Raw genomic sequence first — 14,901 nt, 5'->3', positions numbered from 1 at the left:
GTTATGCCCCGGCAATTTACTCAACGAGGTAAGAACATGCTTTTAGGGTTTGTTGGTCTTGGCGCAGTCGTTGAAACAGCTTACCTGCCCGCAATACGAAAATGCTTTGATAATCTCCCGCACTGTTTAGGCTTTGATATCCAGCCCGTAAAACAGCCGGAGGGGGTAACGCGCTGTGCCACACTGGCTGAACTCCTCTCCCGGCCGCTTGATACCCTGTTTATTACCACGGCGTCGCTCCACCATCTTGAGGTGCTTGAACACGCTCTCGCCTCATCGGTTTCCCGCATCGTGGTTGAAAAACCGATCGTTGCCACGCTTGCCCAAATCGCAAAGCTCAACGCGCTGCTGGCAAACCCCGACGTTGCACCCCGCGTGCTGGCGCTCGATCACTGGATGGCGCGCCTCGAAACGGTGAAGCGGTCGCTGGTGGGTACTGTCTCTGAGATCGTCAAAATCGACGGCTTTTTGCAGGAGCCGAGCGGAGTTAACGCCGCAGGGGAGCCCATCGCGCTTAACTTTGCTACCGGCGAACCGGACACCCGTAAGCTTCGCCACCCGGATGGCGTGATTCTGGATATCGGCACGCACGTGCTGGCGATGCTGCGCGAAACGCTGCGTTATCTGGACGGGAATGATGAGATGACGTTGCAGGTGGTGACGGCTAAAGACCGCCTGGGCCGCGCTATTGCCAAAGGCGACCTGACCACGGCGGAGGGCGAGGCGCATCTGCAGGGCCGCATCAGCGGCGTGCCGGTGGATCTCTGGCTTAATAAATATGCGGGACCCGCTGGCGGGCAAAAAGGCTTACGGCTCTGGTTACGCGACGGGCGGACCATCAGTTACGACCGGCACGGCGCTGAAGATGTGCTGGAGATGATCGATGGCGACACGCGCCAATGCTGGACAATTCCCGGCTCGATCTACGAGCACTGTCTTACCGGACACATTCTGGGCACCAACAGCCTGTTTGAACGGGATCCGCACGAGGTGAGCCGCACGACGCGTCGCCGAATCGAGGAAGTTGAGCTGCTGCTGACCTTGTAGCAACAGCTGCGTGGCCCGCACTGAACGCAACGTGGTAAAATTATTGCAGACCAGAATGCTTTAAGGAGTCACCATGACGATTACCTGCCCGGATTGCCAGGCACCGCTTGAGCCCCTGAACGGGGTGGCACACTGCGAGAGCTGTAATAAGGATATTGCGCTTGAAGCCCGCTGCCCGGAGTGCCATCAGCCACTCCAGGTCTTAAAAGCCTGCGGGGCGGTGGACTACTTCTGCCAGAACGGCCACGGTCTTATCTCTAAAAAACGCGTGGAGTTTGTTCGGGCCGAAGGTTAATCGCACACGCAGCCTTCGCCTTTCTTCCACAGCTCGACCAGCGACTCGGGCGCTTCCTGCTCCGGTACCAGCACGATGATATCGGCGTAGTGCGCCTGATTTTGCCCGGTCCAGATAATCTGGATGCGGAAATAGCGCTGGTCGCCGCTGCCGGGTGACGAGGCCTGTCCCGGCGGCTGACCGCGCGGAAAGGCCTGCTCCAGGATGCTTATCAGACGCTGGCGCTGGGCCTCATTGAGCGAGGAGAGCGCGATGGTGCGCTGGCCGCTCAGCTTGGGAATATAGGCGACGCCGCCTTCCCGGGCCAGCTCAACCACGGCGTCATCCGTCAGTTCCGGAACCTGCATTTACAACACTCCCACCTGTTCCCAGGCTTGTTTAATGGCCGCCCCAACGTCGCCGCCGGAGCGTTTCTCTCCGTGCGCGATCGTCAGTTTTGCGAAGGCCTCAAAATCTGCATCCTGCGCCAGATTGCGATCGCAAACCGTGTCGTACCAGGCATAACCCGCTTTTTCCCAGGCGTAGCCGCCGATCGCCGTCGCGGCCAGATAAAATGCCCGGTTGGGGATGCCGGAGTTCAGATGTACGCCGCCGTTATCCTCACGCGTTTTGATGAAATCCTTCATATGTGCAGGCTGCGGGTCTTTGCCGAGCAGCGGATCGTTGTAGGCGGTGCCCGGTTCAGACATCGAGCGCAGCCCTTTGCCGTTGATGCCTTTTGCCAGTAATCCCTCACCAATCAGCCAGTCCGCTTTATCAGCGGTTTGCTTCAGATGGTACTGCTTCACCAGTGAGCCAAACACGTCCGACAGCGACTCGTTCAGCGCGCCGGACTGCTCAAAGTAGATAAGCCCGGCTTCGGTCTCGGTCACGCCGTGGCTCAGCTCATGCGCCACGACATCTATGGCGATGGTGAAGCGGTTAAATATTTCCCCGTCGCCGTCGCCAAAAACCATCTGCTGACCGTTCCAGAAGGCGTTCTGATATTCCCGGCCATAGTGAACGGTACCGGTTAAAATAAGCCCTTTGTTATCGAGCGAATCGCGCTGATATTCCTTCCAGAAGAAATCATGGGTAATACCCAAATACTCGTAGGCTTCGTCTACTGCCACATCGCCGTTCGACGGCTGACCTTCATAACGCACCTGCGTACCCGGTAGCTCCTGAGTTTGCTTCGCGTCGTAGATATCCCGCTCCAGCTGCCCGGCTTTATTCACGTGCGGCGCGGCGGGTTTGCCCGGCATATGGGCCATCAGCGTCTGGACGTGGGTTAAGGTCTGGCGGGCACAGCGCTGCTGCGGTTCGGAACCGCTTTCGATAATACGACGAAGAATATACGGGGGGATCACGCTATAAAGATGGGACATGCTGCTCTCCTTATTAAAAAAGGGAATAGCAGCAGTATAGTAAGTAACCGGCGAAGAATTATCCGGTTTTACGCTGACGGGTCTTTTTCACCGGTTTAATTGATTTCACTTCGCTTTCTACCCAGCCGTCTGACAGACGCGTCTTCAGCACATCGCCGGTATTCACCTGTTTGGTTTGCTTCAGCACCTTGCCGTCTGTTGCCGTCGTCACGCTATAGCCGCGCGCCAGCGTGGAGAGGGGGCTGACCGCTTCAAGGTGGGTCACCGCATTGCCAAAGCGTTCGCGGGTGGTGCTCAGTCGCGCGCGGAGAGTTTCCGCCAGACGGTACTCCAGCTGTTGAATCCGCGTTTGCGCGCGATAAATTTTCGGCTGCGGGTTCTGCTGGTTCAGACGCTGCGTCACGCGCTGCTGGCGCGACACCGCGCGCTTGATCTGCGTGTCCATCGCCACGTTCATGCGCTGGCGCAGACGCTCCAGCACGGTTTGCTGACGCGCCAGACGCAGCTGCGGATGTTGCTGCTGGAGACGGTGATTAAGCTGGGTAAAGCGCCGGGTCCGATTGGCGAGGTAGTAGTCCATCGCCATCTCAAGACGCTGCTGGCCGCTCTGGATCTGACGCAGCAGTTCCAGCTGGTTGCGGCTGACCACCTCTGCCGCCGCGGACGGCGTCGGCGCGCGGAGATCCGCGACAAAATCGGCGATCGTCACGTCCGTTTCGTGGCCGACGGCGCTCACCACGGGGATCTGACTTGCAAAGATTGCCCGCGCCACGCGCTCGTCGTTAAAGCTCCACAGATCTTCCAGCGAGCCGCCGCCGCGTCCGACGATTAAGACGTCGCACTCCTGACGGGCGTTCGCCAGCTCAATGGCGCGCACAATCTGCCCCGGCGCATCGTCACCCTGCACGGCGGTCGGGTAGATGATCACGGGCAGGGAAGGATCGCGACGTTTCAGGACGTGCAAAATATCGTGTAGTGCCGCACCGGTTTTCGAGGTGATGACACCCACGCAGTGGGCAGGCGAGGGTAGTGGCTTTTTGAACTGCTGGTCGAAAAGTCCCTCTTCTGAGAGCTTCGCCTTTAACTGTTCGTACTTTTGCTGCAGCAGGCCTTCGCCCGCAGGCTGCATGCTCTCGACGATAATCTGATAGTCGCCGCGCGGCTCATACAGGGTGATATTGGCGCGCACCAGAACCTGCTGGCCGTGCTGAGGACGGAACGTCACGCGGCGGTTGCTGTTGCGGAACATCGCGCAGCGCACCTGGGCGGTATCGTCTTTTAGCGTAAAGTACCAGTGGCCGGAGGAGGGCTGCGTGAAGTTAGAGATTTCACCGCTGATCCAGACCTGCCCCATTTCCTGCTCAAGCAGCAAACGCACCGTCTGATTCAGGCGGCTGACGGTATAAATTGAGGGGGATTGTGAGGATAACATGTGAGCGGGATCAAATTCTAAATCAGCAAGTTATTCAGTCGATAGTAACCTGCTGAGAGGCAATCGCAAGCTTTTTTATAAAAAAGTGTAGATGCAATCGGTTACGCTCTGTATAATGCCACGGCAATATTTAACCACCCAGGTCAGAGATATTGCCCATGCTACGTATCGCTAAAGAAGCACTGACGTTTGACGACGTCCTCCTCGTTCCCGCTCACTCCACTGTTCTGCCGAATACTGCCGATCTCAGCACGCAGTTGACGAAAACCATTCGCCTGAACATTCCTATGCTCTCTGCGGCAATGGACACCGTGACTGAAGCGCGCCTGGCTATCGCCCTGGCACAGGAAGGTGGCATTGGCTTTATTCACAAAAACATGTCTATCGAACGTCAGGCGGAAGAAGTTCGCCGCGTGAAGAAACATGAATCCGGCATCGTGTCCGACCCACAGACCGTTCTGCCAACTACCACCCTGCACGAAGTGAAAGCCCTGACCGAGCGTAACGGCTTCGCCGGTTACCCGGTGGTGACTGAAGAGAACGAGCTGGTTGGTATTATTACCGGTCGTGACGTGCGTTTCGTGACTGACCTGAACCAGCCTGTCAGCGTGTACATGACGCCAAAAGAGCGTCTGGTCACCGTTCGCGAAGGTGAAACCCGCGACGTGGTGCTGGCAAAAATGCACGAAAAACGCGTTGAAAAAGCGCTGGTTGTTGACAGCAACTTCCACCTGCGCGGCATGATCACCGTTAAAGATTTCCAGAAAGCAGAACGTAAGCCTAACGCCTGTAAAGACGAGCATGGCCGTCTGCGCGTTGGCGCTGCGGTAGGCGCAGGTGCTGGTAACGAAGAGCGCGTTGACGCGCTGGTTGCTGCGGGCGTTGACGTCCTGCTGATTGACTCCTCTCACGGCCACTCCGAAGGCGTTCTGCAGCGTATTCGCGACACCCGTGCCAAATACCCTGACCTGCAGATCATCGGCGGTAACGTGGCCACTGGCGCAGGCGCTCGCGCGCTGGCTGACGCTGGCTGCAGCGCGGTCAAAGTGGGTATCGGTCCTGGCTCTATCTGTACTACGCGTATCGTGACCGGCGTGGGCGTTCCGCAGATCACCGCGGTGTCTGACGCGGTTGAGGCGCTGGAAGGAACCGGTATTCCGGTTATCGCTGACGGCGGTATCCGCTTCTCTGGCGACATCGCGAAAGCGATCGCTGCGGGTGCAGCGGCGGTGATGGTGGGCTCCATGCTGGCCGGTACCGAAGAATCTCCGGGTGAAATCGAACTCTACCAGGGCCGTTCTTACAAATCCTACCGCGGCATGGGCTCCCTGGGCGCGATGTCCAAAGGTTCCTCCGACCGTTACTTCCAGACCGATAACGCTGCTGACAAACTGGTGCCGGAAGGTATCGAAGGTCGCGTTGCCTATAAAGGCCGTCTTAAAGAGATCATCCACCAGCAGATGGGCGGCCTGCGCTCCTGTATGGGTCTGACCGGCTGTGGTACCATTGACCTGCTGCGTACTAAAGCGGAATTCGTACGCATCAGCGGTGCGGGTATCCAGGAGAGCCACGTTCACGACGTGACGATCACCAAAGAGTCCCCGAACTACCGTCTGGGCTCCTGATAAGTTTCCGCGCCCGGCTCCTGCCGGGCGCTCTGTTTTTGTTTCACTTGCCTCGGAATTAGCGTCAATGACGGAAAACATTCATAAACATCGCATTCTCATCCTGGACTTTGGTTCTCAGTACACTCAGCTGGTGGCGCGTCGCGTACGTGAACTGGGCGTTTACTGTGAACTGTGGGCGTGGGATGTCACGGAAGCACAGATTCGCGAATTCAATCCAAGCGGCATCATCCTGTCCGGCGGCCCGGAAAGCACCACCGAAGAGAACAGCCCGCGCGCGCCGCAGTACGTGTTCGAAGCTGGCGTGCCGGTATTCGGCGTTTGCTACGGTATGCAGACCATGGCAATGCAGCTGGGCGGCCACGTAGAAGGCTCCAGCGAGCGCGAGTTCGGCTATGCGCAGGTTGAAGTGGTAAACGACAGCGCGCTGGTGCGCGGTATCGAAGACTCCCTGACCGCAGATGGCAAACCGCTGCTGGACGTGTGGATGAGCCACGGCGATAAAGTCACCGCCATCCCGTCTGACTTCGTGACCGTTGCCAGCACAGAGAGCTGCCCGTTTGCCATCATGGCGAACGAAGAAAAACGCTTCTACGGCGTGCAGTTCCACCCGGAAGTAACCCACACCCGTCAGGGTATGCGTATGCTGGAGCGCTTCGTGCGCGACATCTGCCAGTGTGAAGCCCTGTGGACCCCGGCAAAAATCATCGACGACGCCGTTGAGCGTATCCGCCAGCAGGTTGGCGATGACAAAGTGATCCTCGGCCTCTCCGGCGGCGTGGACTCCTCCGTGACCGCGATGCTGCTGCACCGCGCCATCGGTAAAAACCTGACCTGCGTCTTCGTGGACAACGGCCTGCTGCGCCTGAACGAAGCCCAGCAGGTTATGGACATGTTCGGCGACCACTTCGGTCTGAACATCGTTCACGTGGAAGGCGAGCAGCGCTTCCTGGACGCGCTGAAAGGCGAGAACGATCCGGAAGCGAAGCGTAAGATCATCGGCCGCGTGTTCGTGGAAGTGTTCGACGAAGAAGCGCTGAAGCTGGACGACGTCAAATGGCTGGCGCAGGGCACCATCTATCCTGATGTGATCGAGTCTGCGGCCTCCGCCACCGGCAAAGCGCACGTTATCAAATCTCACCACAACGTGGGCGGCCTGCCGAAAGAGATGAAGATGGGTCTGGTTGAGCCGCTGCGCGAGCTGTTCAAAGACGAAGTGCGTAAGATCGGTCTGGAACTGGGTCTGCCGTACGACATGCTCTACCGTCACCCGTTCCCGGGCCCGGGTCTTGGCGTGCGCGTGCTGGGCGAAGTGAAGAAAGAGTACTGCGATCTGCTGCGTCGCGCGGACGCGATCTTCATTGAAGAGCTGCACAAAGCTGACCTGTATAACAAAGTGAGCCAGGCGTTCACCGTGTTCCTGCCGGTTCGCTCCGTTGGCGTAATGGGCGACGGCCGCAAGTACGACTGGGTTGTTTCCCTGCGTGCGGTGGAAACCATCGACTTCATGACCGCGCACTGGGCGCACCTGCCGTATGACTTCCTGGGCCGTGTGTCTAACCGCATCATCAACGAAGTGAACGGCATTTCCCGCGTGGTGTATGACATCAGCGGTAAGCCACCGGCTACCATTGAGTGGGAATGATTTCCCAACCGGATACGTCTGGTACTAACAGGTTCTAAATTATCTCTAAGCCCGCGGATTGCGGGCTTTTTTTTGGGCCATGGCTGGCAACATCATGTCAGGTGAGTGCCAGGAGCGGGCGCAACGTAATACTATCCATTAAATCCTTATTCGATGCGTTCCACATTTGGATGACGATCGGTTGCGGCTTCATGGAAAATGTCACCCAGCCAACCGGCAATCTCACCTTCAGTCATATCGTCAGGAATAGCGATGTCATAGAGTCGAGAAAACTTTCTCTCCGTCAGGTCAGCACGAAATACCAGCCACCGATCATGCTTACGTTGAACGCCAATATGCCGTCCAAAAACGTTATATATCAGCATATGCAATCTCCGATCATGCTAGTGAGTTCCTGTATCTATGATACATGTCAGATCAGGCCAGAGTGTAAATTGTACAAAGATGAAAGGTCAGCGTTCGCATCTCGCTCACAGTGGACATCATGCTTCTGTATCTGCTCTGTCTGCTCTGTGCCTGCAGCAGACGCTGCAGTATATTCCACTTTCGGCTCGAATCGGACTGAGGTAACGTAGCAGAAATATTTATCCGGACTCAACCAAGATGCCTTCCATCGAAACGTTTATCACTTTTCTTCTCGCGCTGACGCTTCTGGAGATTTCTCCGGGGCCAGACATGATGCTAACTATCGCCAGAGGCGTCGGTCAGGGAAGACGTATTGCACTGTTTACGGTACTGGGTAATGTATTTGTAGCGGGTTTTGTGCAAGTTTCTTTTCTTGTCCTGGGGCTGGTAGCCGTTGTTCATGCCTGGCCGGTTGCACTAGATCTGTTAAGGTGGGCTGGAGCGGCTTATCTGATGTGGCTGGGCATAAAAATGATTGCGACTTCAGGCACAGATACGCGGCTGCGAAAAACGGCCAAAATTTCTGACTGGAGTGCCGTTAAGGAAGGCGCCCTGAACAGCCTGACTAACCCAAAATCCCTGCTGTTCATGTTTGCTTTTCTTCCTCAGTTTGTCGATCCTGCCGCGGGTCCTGTCTGGCTGCAATTGCTTGTTCTGGGTAGTATCCAGAAGCTGGCAGGAATTATTTCCCTGGGGTCAGTCGCGATGGCATCAGGGACATTTGGAAACTGGCTAAGTAAACACCCTGGCTTTATCAAATGGCAGGAACGATTTACAGGTGTTGTCATGATAGGCCTCGGTATCCGCATGTTGTTTAGCGGGTCTGGTGTCGTATCGAAATCTTCCAGTTAAGTTTTACCGAAAGGGTAAACCCAGTGTCCGCTCCGTGCCAGAAGCGGACACTGTCGAAGAAGGATGTGTAGAAATAAATAACAGAAAGATAAAACGCTTATTGGCTCTCTGTTTCTTGATCGGTTAGTCCCAATTTTTCCGGTACGATATCTTTGAATATTGCTATCAACTCAGGATCCATAAAAAGATAATCGTCAGAGATATCGAGCACATGCAGAGGCTTGAATGCGATGATCCTGCCATATTGGGCCACTAAGCGATTTTTGTGCTTCTGCTCCATCACACAGACAACATCAGCCCATTGAAGCAATTCGGCAGAAACTCTTTTTTTTGCATTCCGGCTAGTCCCAGCGGAAAGTACGGCAAGGGATGGATAACGGCGGAACACCTGTTCCGCCGTGGGGCTTCGCCATTGATTACGACTGCATATAAAAAGTACGTTCATCCGAATAGAGGTATTCTTCCAGACCTCTCAAGGCAAGCTGTTGGTTAGTAATACGTGGATACTCAAGCCCCAGTTGTGCGGCACGCAACAATTTATCCGACCGCGTGTAAAGCATCTTCCAGTTTTTTTCGCCACGGAATTTTAATAAGGTCTTGCGGATATCACGAGACTTGTTACGTCGCTTCTGTGCATTGCGCCAATCTCGAGTACGTTTTGTTTCCATTGTTTTACTCTCTCAGATTAATCGGGTCAGCAGCCGCGATAATACGGGGAGAACAAACTGTAGAAGCTTAGCATCTTACGGGGGCAGTTAATACTCCCGTTTATGGTGAGTCATAGTCAAGTTTCTGGCTTCGGTGATAGGTATACTCCGCTCAAACGAAGGGTGAATACCCCATCAAAACAGAACATTCGTTTTTAGAAAATTGTCCGAAAATGGTCGAGTTAATCATAAAGCTCACTTCCACTCCTGGCTCATATAGGACAACCATAATCACATCTACTAACCCAATGGAGATTGAACATGACAATAGCTCCATGGAACAAAAGCCGCATTATGGGTCAGAAGGGTTGTAAAATGCGTGAGGCACCCTTCCTGGCTGGATAAAAACCAGTCCAAATCATATTCTACAAACTCATCGTCAATTTCCTTCATTTTTAACACCACGTAGCAGTCATATTAATCAGCCCTGTCTTTTCCAGACAGTGATGTCACTGCTTGTTGCCGATATAATTAACTCACCATCCCATGAGAAACCAACACAGTGAAAGTAATCATTCGCAAGTCTGAGACACCCTTCTTTATGGGATGTGATTAATGCACTCTTGCCCGGCGGGCACCAGATTAACATTTCCAGAGGCCACTCTGGCGATACTCGCTCGAGTGCTTCTCCATACCGGTTATACATTGGTAAACCACCGCCACACAGACCGGCGATGGAAAGAGTTTCACCGCTCAGCGGTCCTATACCTGTACATGCAAGGCCAATTGAGTCGTACCAGTTACCATATTCTTCATAATCTCTGGCAATAATCTCTCCACTCAGGCAATCAAGCACCCCTCTTCCGGAAGAGGAAATGATCAGGAGCAAGTGGTTATAATTGCGTGAAAAAGCGACTTCGGTTAAACCACCTACAGCCCTCTTGACACAAGGCACCCAATTACAATCAGGAATATCTCTGAGTAGCAATTTAAGGCTATTTTCGCGGCTCTTTGGCTGCCAGATAGACATCTGAACTCCTTATCAGTGTTAGGCGGCACATAGCATCTCATAATGAGTAGAAATGTTATTTTAACAGCAGTTAGGATGAAGTGTCATAAACTGTCATCTATACGCGCGCCCCTTCGTTCAGGTTCAGACAGACAAGCATTGACCTGCACCCTGTTGATTCGCTCAGAATGCTGTTAGCAATGTCCGCTGGTCAGATAGCAGGGGAGCAAACTGCCATGGACAGAATCACTGCAAAATCCACCAGAACGAAAACGAATATCACCCCTACATTTAGTGGTGAGTGGTGGCTACGTGAAGTTGGTTCATCTATTCTGCTTGTATCAGCGGGCAGGGCGGAGTCACTCTTTGTGGATAATCCATCCTTCAGAAAACCATCATTACCTTTATTCTCATCCTGTGGGTAATCGATGAATTCAGGGCCAGGAAAAGAAAATGTTCTGACCCCGCTATTGAAGCAGCTGATGCCAGAGAACGCCATGAATGGCGCTATCTCAGATGGGGGTTCCGGACTATACAAGTGGCAGCGACAGTGTATATCTTTGTTCAGCTGATTCAGGTATTACTGAGATAAATGCCACAGGCAGGTACAACTGGACAAAAACATCTTACTGTCCAGTTGAGCCTCATGATCGCCGTTGTGTAGGTCACCTGAGTGCCAAGAACGGACATTTCACACTTCTGTCTATGTTGCCAAAATCGGAATGCCACTACGCCGGACTATCCTGCGGGTACGGGTTATTTCAATATATACTCGAACTTTTCTTCCCAATTTGAATTCAGGTCTTGCAGTTTTGCCCTCTCAAAAACCTTGATAATTTCGTCGAAATAACTGCCAAGATATATTCTGGATAAGTCAGAGTTTAACCATATTATTTTTACCGGCCTTTCAATATCGGTGCTAAGGCGATCCCACAATGCATCGAGATTTCTACCATAGTAAGGCCCAAAGTCTAATGATGCAGACATAATGGAATGAAACTCTTTTTCAGATAGGACGTGCGCTCCATCCAAATACAATTCACCTACACTCATTCCTGTTCACTCACTTTGACTTTCTACCCGTTAATTAATACACGACAATGCACGTAATGTCCGCCTTGATGGTTTCAACAATTACCATCTTCCGCTCTTCGCTCAGAGCGGACCTAACCCGCCCCACAAACCCACTCCGTATACAGCATATTAGTTCAGCTCTTTAAAATCGCATGACTCACCGGGATAGGGCCCTTACAATTGCCTACGAGCTGAACTTTCGACGACGTTTCGGTCGACAAAAAGCCATTCGGGGCGTTCCCTGCTGAAGCTTAAAACCCTCCAGGGTTTTTCACCCTCATGATGGTTCCACCGCGCCCGGCGTAAAGCCGACATTCATTAACCAACGGAGATTATCATCTTGAACAAATCAATACTCGCATGCTCTGTGGCCGCGCTGCTGGCCGTGTCCGCCATGTCCGCCCAGGCCAGGACCCCCGCCAGGCTCAAGTCGCCAGTATCGGGCGTGCTCTGCGACCGATATGTATGCGCCAATGACAAGGGATTATCCCGCGCGTTGACAGAGACCTATCTCGGTAAGAAGGCTGCTGCAAACGAGGTGTTCACGTCGAGCAATGTCGATCTGACTGAATTCACCTTTGCCAACGGTATTTTCTGCGATGTGAAGGAGCGACTGTGCCGTGAAGATCGCTATTATGGCGCGAACGGACAGCGCTCCGGGGCGGTATCTAAAAAGTACACAACGCTGCTGTTTGGCGAATAATGGCGATGAAAAGAGACCACAGTGAAAGGCTACGTTATAGAGATATAAATTATATTTTGTAGTGTATATTATAAATTATGATCGGGTTGTCAAAATTAAATTTCTTGTTAGTGGTTATGTTGCGGAATATTACTCTGTCACTACGCTTTAGCTGAGCGTAACAGTGAAGCGGTCTGGTTACGTGAATTCCCATTCACTACCATGAGCGAATAAAGGAATGAAAAACCGCATAATGATTGTCGGCGGCGGCACGGGAGGAACCATTGTTGCCAACCTGCTGGCCAGGAAATTACGACGTGAAATTGCTGCCGGTCAGGTAGAGCTGGTACTGATTTCCGAATCACCAGTGCACTACTACAAACCCGCCTTTATGTACGTCGCCTTTAACCTCTTCCATCACCATGAACTGGCCCGGCCTGAACGGCAATTACTGAGTCCGGAAATTCAATTTATTACCGACAGGATTGAATCTTTCGATTTTAAGCAGCGTCGACTGTACGGGGCCAGTAAGCGACATTACGACTGGGACCTGCTGGTTATCGCCACCGGCTGCACACCTTTTACACAAAAAATCCCTGGCCTTGCCGACGCGGGTGATCATTTTTATCAATATGCGGCGGCAAGACAGCTAGCGCATAAGCTCGCCACCATTGAAAAGGGGCGAATTTTTATTACCGTCTCTTTCCCGGAAACGCCGAATGTGCCCCACCAGTGCGGCATCGCCCCCATTGAAACCACGCTGATGGTTGATGACTATTTGCGTCAGCGCGGCGTACGTAATCAGGTTGAGATTGTTTATACCTATCCGACCGTCGCGCAGTTGCTGCGAAACTGCCTGTTCCTGCAACGTCCGGTGGGGGAGGCGCTTGGCGATATTTTTGCCGCCAAAGGAATACAGCATCAGCGTGGTTTTACCTTAAGCCATGTCGATCCTGACAGCAAAATTGCCTATTCCGCCGAGGGCGATTCACAGAATTTCGACATCCTGATGGCAACGCCGCCCATCCGGGCAGTCGACGCGGTGCGTGATACCGGGCTTAGCGAGGTTCAGAACGGGGAAGGCTGGCTACCGACGGATCACCAGACGCTGGGCGTCTACGGTTTAGAAGGCGTATATGTGATCGGCGATACCGTCGATCTGCCGATCAGTAAAGCGGGAGGGTCGTGCCACAACCAGGCGCCCGTCATTGCTGACAACATTGTGGCGGAGCTCTACGGCAGACTGCCCGGAAGTGGTAACCATTATGATGGACGGGTTCAGGCCGTCGCGCAGATGGGGCTCTGGGCCGGCATGCCGTTGGTATATGACTATCGCAATGACGTGACCCCCATGCCGGCGACAAAACTCGGCGGCATGCTGCGAAACGGTTTTAACCGTGGACTGTATTGGGGCGTCGTGAGGGGGATGTTCTGATGAGTGACCAGGAACAGTTACTAAAAAGCCTTGCCCCGCTTATGGCGGGCAATCGCCTGAATAATCTGGTTGATCTGCTTGCCGTCGTCGCAGACCTGCTGGAAATGGCCGATAACGCGATGGTCGAAAAACTGGCTGGCGTTTTTGACGATGTCGTGACCGTCGGCTGGGAAGGGGGAACCGCGCTACGCATGGCGTGGGGGGAGCAGGTTAACCGGGAAGGGGATATCTCGCTTCGTCAGGTGTTCACTATGCTCAACGACCCTGATACCCGACGCGGCATCATGCTTCTGCTGCGCGTGTTACAGATTACGGGGCAGCGTCTAAATGCCCTCGCTTCGGTCAGCTATCCTGAGTGTCCTGAGATCGAAAACCGCTAAGATCGGGCGGATGTACACCGGAAACGGCGATTATGCCGGGTAGCGGGTTTATGTTACCCGGCCTGTTGAGCGGTACCGTGGGCTATTTATCCCCGCCACCCAACCGATACGCCAGCGCCACCACCAGCGACTGCACCAGGCACAGCGTCGCCGACTGAGACCGAAACGCGTCCACCTGCGCCTCTTTCACCACAAAGCAGAGATCGCTGAACGTCGCCAGCGGGCTTATCTGGCTGTCCGTAATCACAATCTGCCGCGCGCCAACGCTGGCGGCGGTTTCGCTGACCATCACCGTCTCTTCCGCGTACGGTGAGAAGCTGATCGACACCACAATGTCGCGTGCCTTAATGCGGCTGATCTGCTCGCGCAGCATCCCGCCCATGCCGTCGAGCAGGATAGGGCGGCACTCCAGATGGCTCAGGGCATAGGTAAGGTACGCGGCGACGCTAAAGGATCGACGCAGTCCGGCGATGTAGATGGTGTCGGCGTCGGCCAGCAGCTGTACCGCGCGCTCCAGCATCTCTGGTTCGGCGCGGGCGGCCAGCTGCTGCAGCGCCTGCGCGTTTGAGCGGGCAAACTCCTGCAGGATATCGAGCGGCGTTTCCGGCACGGCCTCGCTCTCCATCTCGCGGAACAGACGGGCGCGGTCGCTGTAGCTGGCGGTCTCCTCCACCAGGTTCATGCGAAACAGCTGTTTCATTTCGTTGAAGCCGGTGAAGTCAAAGGCGTTGGCAAAGCGGATCAGCGTCGAAGGCGGCACGTCGGCGCGCTCGGCAATGACGGCAACCGTATCGAAGGCCACGCTGTTGGTATTGTCCAGCACGTAGCGGGAGACCTGCTGCAGCCTCTTGCTCAGGCTATCGTAGCGATCGCGGATTTGCTGCTGCAGTTCGTTCAGGCTGGTTGCTGTCGTCATCTTTTCCCCCAATACAGTCATATGATTCTAAACGCAAAACCGCGTCTTTTAAATGTCGGCCATCCATCTGGCAGCAAAAATGAAACAGAA

The 14,901-nt window shown here is 54.2% G+C and carries 18 protein-coding genes; 9 read left to right on the top strand and 9 right to left on the bottom strand.

The annotated features are described in order from the left end of the window. Positions 1-36 precede the first annotated feature (36 nt). On the top strand, positions 37-1,047 hold the full coding sequence (locus KGP25_RS17500) for a Gfo/Idh/MocA family oxidoreductase (protein ID WP_223539364.1): 1,011 nt from the start codon (positions 37-39) through the stop codon (positions 1,045-1,047). Between the two features lie 73 nt (positions 1,048-1,120). Beyond that, the gene (locus tag KGP25_RS17495) at positions 1,121-1,342 is read left to right on the top strand and encodes a zinc ribbon domain-containing protein (protein WP_023294288.1); all 222 of its coding nucleotides are present in this window, start codon (positions 1,121-1,123) and stop codon (positions 1,340-1,342) included. On the opposite strand, the gene KGP25_RS17490 is transcribed toward KGP25_RS17495, so the two are convergent. Genes KGP25_RS17490 through xseA form a run of 3 tightly spaced genes read right to left on the bottom strand, consistent with a single transcriptional unit; the run spans position 1,339 to position 4,141 of the window. Beyond that, positions 1,339-1,689 (bottom strand): protealysin inhibitor emfourin, encoded by a 351-nt coding sequence (locus tag KGP25_RS17490; protein WP_048226224.1) that lies wholly within the window; start codon positions 1,687-1,689, stop codon positions 1,339-1,341. The genes KGP25_RS17495 and KGP25_RS17490 overlap by 4 nt on opposite strands. Further along, complete coding sequence (locus KGP25_RS17485; protein WP_048226222.1) at positions 1,690-2,709, bottom strand: M4 family metallopeptidase; 1,020 nt, start codon at positions 2,707-2,709, stop codon at positions 1,690-1,692. It lies immediately after the preceding gene. A gap of 58 nt (positions 2,710-2,767) precedes the next feature. After that, a complete protein-coding gene (gene xseA, locus KGP25_RS17480) occupies positions 2,768-4,141 on the bottom strand; it encodes an exodeoxyribonuclease VII large subunit (protein ID WP_223539363.1) in 1,374 nt (457 codons plus the stop codon). A 158-nt stretch (positions 4,142-4,299) separates the two neighbouring features. Between xseA and guaB the strand changes: the two genes are divergently transcribed. Together guaB and guaA are read left to right on the top strand one after the other, a co-directional pair. Beyond that, entirely contained in the window at positions 4,300-5,766 is a 1,467-nt protein-coding gene (gene guaB, locus KGP25_RS17475) for an IMP dehydrogenase (protein ID WP_008502128.1), read from the top strand. Positions 5,767-5,833: 67 nt separating this feature from the next. After that, complete coding sequence (guaA, locus tag KGP25_RS17470; protein ID WP_008502126.1) at positions 5,834-7,411, top strand: glutamine-hydrolyzing GMP synthase; 1,578 nt, start codon at positions 5,834-5,836, stop codon at positions 7,409-7,411. 146 nt (positions 7,412-7,557) lie between these two features. Here the strand turns inward: guaA and KGP25_RS17465 are convergent, their stop codons facing one another. Further along, the gene (locus KGP25_RS17465) at positions 7,558-7,776 is read right to left on the bottom strand and encodes a hypothetical protein (protein ID WP_032648750.1); all 219 of its coding nucleotides are present in this window, start codon (positions 7,774-7,776) and stop codon (positions 7,558-7,560) included. Between the two features lie 238 nt (positions 7,777-8,014). On the opposite strand from KGP25_RS17465, the gene KGP25_RS17460 reads away from it, so the two are divergent. Then, complete coding sequence (locus KGP25_RS17460) at positions 8,015-8,668, top strand: LysE family translocator (protein WP_032675326.1); 654 nt, start codon at positions 8,015-8,017, stop codon at positions 8,666-8,668. Between the two features lie 97 nt (positions 8,669-8,765). Here KGP25_RS17460 and KGP25_RS17455 read toward each other — a convergent pair whose 3' ends face one another. The 3 genes from KGP25_RS17455 to KGP25_RS17445 all read right to left on the bottom strand — a co-directional run bounded on the left by KGP25_RS17455 (position 8,766) and on the right by KGP25_RS17445 (position 10,345). Next, complete coding sequence (locus tag KGP25_RS17455; protein ID WP_032651266.1) at positions 8,766-9,113, bottom strand: phosphotyrosine protein phosphatase; 348 nt, start codon at positions 9,111-9,113, stop codon at positions 8,766-8,768. Then, on the bottom strand, positions 9,085-9,336 hold the full coding sequence (locus tag KGP25_RS17450; RefSeq protein WP_023292816.1) for a hypothetical protein: 252 nt from the start codon (positions 9,334-9,336) through the stop codon (positions 9,085-9,087). The genes KGP25_RS17455 and KGP25_RS17450 overlap by 29 nt, the downstream gene beginning before the upstream one ends. A gap of 460 nt (positions 9,337-9,796) precedes the next feature. After that, the gene (locus KGP25_RS17445; protein WP_223539362.1) at positions 9,797-10,345 is read right to left on the bottom strand and encodes a hypothetical protein; all 549 of its coding nucleotides are present in this window, start codon (positions 10,343-10,345) and stop codon (positions 9,797-9,799) included. A 358-nt stretch (positions 10,346-10,703) separates the two neighbouring features. Here KGP25_RS17445 and KGP25_RS17440 point away from each other — a divergent pair, with 358 nt between their 5' ends. Next, a complete protein-coding gene (locus KGP25_RS17440; RefSeq protein ID WP_072001482.1) occupies positions 10,704-10,916 on the top strand; it encodes a hypothetical protein in 213 nt (70 codons plus the stop codon). A gap of 164 nt (positions 10,917-11,080) precedes the next feature. Here the strand turns inward: KGP25_RS17440 and KGP25_RS17435 are convergent, their stop codons facing one another. Then, positions 11,081-11,311: a barstar family protein gene (locus tag KGP25_RS17435; protein ID WP_229226268.1), complete on the bottom strand. Its 231-nt coding sequence runs from the start codon at positions 11,309-11,311 to the stop codon at positions 11,081-11,083. Between the two features lie 427 nt (positions 11,312-11,738). On the opposite strand from KGP25_RS17435, the gene KGP25_RS17430 reads away from it, so the two are divergent. From KGP25_RS17430 to KGP25_RS17420, 3 genes are all read left to right on the top strand, one after another. Further along, positions 11,739-12,101, top strand: a complete 363-nt coding sequence (locus tag KGP25_RS17430; RefSeq protein ID WP_023344670.1) for a YcgJ family protein — start codon at positions 11,739-11,741, stop codon at positions 12,099-12,101. 217 nt (positions 12,102-12,318) lie between these two features. After that, positions 12,319-13,515 carry an FAD/NAD(P)-binding oxidoreductase gene (locus KGP25_RS17425; RefSeq protein ID WP_223539360.1) on the top strand — a complete coding sequence of 399 codons (1,197 nt, stop codon included), beginning with the start codon at positions 12,319-12,321 and terminating at the stop codon, positions 13,513-13,515. Next, positions 13,515-13,895, top strand: coding sequence for a DUF1641 domain-containing protein (locus KGP25_RS17420; RefSeq protein WP_023617688.1), 381 nt, complete (start codon positions 13,515-13,517; stop codon positions 13,893-13,895). The genes KGP25_RS17425 and KGP25_RS17420 overlap by 1 nt, the downstream gene beginning before the upstream one ends. An 82-nt stretch (positions 13,896-13,977) precedes the next feature. On the opposite strand, the gene KGP25_RS17415 is transcribed toward KGP25_RS17420, so the two are convergent. Then, a complete protein-coding gene (locus KGP25_RS17415) occupies positions 13,978-14,811 on the bottom strand; it encodes a MurR/RpiR family transcriptional regulator (RefSeq protein WP_023344667.1) in 834 nt (277 codons plus the stop codon). Positions 14,812-14,901: the final 90 nt, after the last annotated feature.

This window comes from Enterobacter sp. JBIWA003, assembly GCF_019968825.1.
In the GTDB taxonomy this organism is placed as follows: Bacteria; Pseudomonadota; Gammaproteobacteria; order Enterobacterales; family Enterobacteriaceae; genus Enterobacter; species Enterobacter quasiroggenkampii.
This window is presented reverse-complemented; position numbering and strand designations above follow the sequence as displayed.

Bases quoted from the DNA above. Each gene is read 5' to 3' on its own strand.
- KGP25_RS17425 (WP_223539360.1), top strand. From the start codon at position 12,319: ATGAAAAACCGCATAATGATTGTCGGCGGCGGCACGGGAGGAACCATT.
- xseA (WP_223539363.1), bottom strand. From the start codon at position 4,141: ATGTTATCCTCACAATCCCCCTCAATTTATACCGTCAGCCGCCTGAAT.
- KGP25_RS17490 (WP_048226224.1), bottom strand. From the start codon at position 1,689: ATGCAGGTTCCGGAACTGACGGATGACGCCGTGGTTGAGCTGGCCCGG.
- KGP25_RS17420 (WP_023617688.1), top strand. From the start codon at position 13,515: ATGAGTGACCAGGAACAGTTACTAAAAAGCCTTGCCCCGCTTATGGCG.
- KGP25_RS17435 (WP_229226268.1), bottom strand. From the start codon at position 11,311: ATGTCTGCATCATTAGACTTTGGGCCTTACTATGGTAGAAATCTCGAT.
- KGP25_RS17415 (WP_023344667.1), bottom strand. From the start codon at position 14,811: ATGACGACAGCAACCAGCCTGAACGAACTGCAGCAGCAAATCCGCGAT.
- KGP25_RS17465 (WP_032648750.1), bottom strand. From the start codon at position 7,776: ATGCTGATATATAACGTTTTTGGACGGCATATTGGCGTTCAACGTAAG.
- KGP25_RS17495 (WP_023294288.1), top strand. From the start codon at position 1,121: ATGACGATTACCTGCCCGGATTGCCAGGCACCGCTTGAGCCCCTGAAC.
- guaB (WP_008502128.1), top strand. From the start codon at position 4,300: ATGCTACGTATCGCTAAAGAAGCACTGACGTTTGACGACGTCCTCCTC.
- KGP25_RS17485 (WP_048226222.1), bottom strand. From the start codon at position 2,709: ATGTCCCATCTTTATAGCGTGATCCCCCCGTATATTCTTCGTCGTATT.
- guaA (WP_008502126.1), top strand. From the start codon at position 5,834: ATGACGGAAAACATTCATAAACATCGCATTCTCATCCTGGACTTTGGT.
- KGP25_RS17455 (WP_032651266.1), bottom strand. From the start codon at position 9,113: ATGAACGTACTTTTTATATGCAGTCGTAATCAATGGCGAAGCCCCACG.
- KGP25_RS17450 (WP_023292816.1), bottom strand. From the start codon at position 9,336: ATGGAAACAAAACGTACTCGAGATTGGCGCAATGCACAGAAGCGACGT.
- KGP25_RS17460 (WP_032675326.1), top strand. From the start codon at position 8,015: ATGCCTTCCATCGAAACGTTTATCACTTTTCTTCTCGCGCTGACGCTT.
- KGP25_RS17445 (WP_223539362.1), bottom strand. From the start codon at position 10,345: ATGTCTATCTGGCAGCCAAAGAGCCGCGAAAATAGCCTTAAATTGCTA.
- KGP25_RS17500 (WP_223539364.1), top strand. From the start codon at position 37: ATGCTTTTAGGGTTTGTTGGTCTTGGCGCAGTCGTTGAAACAGCTTAC.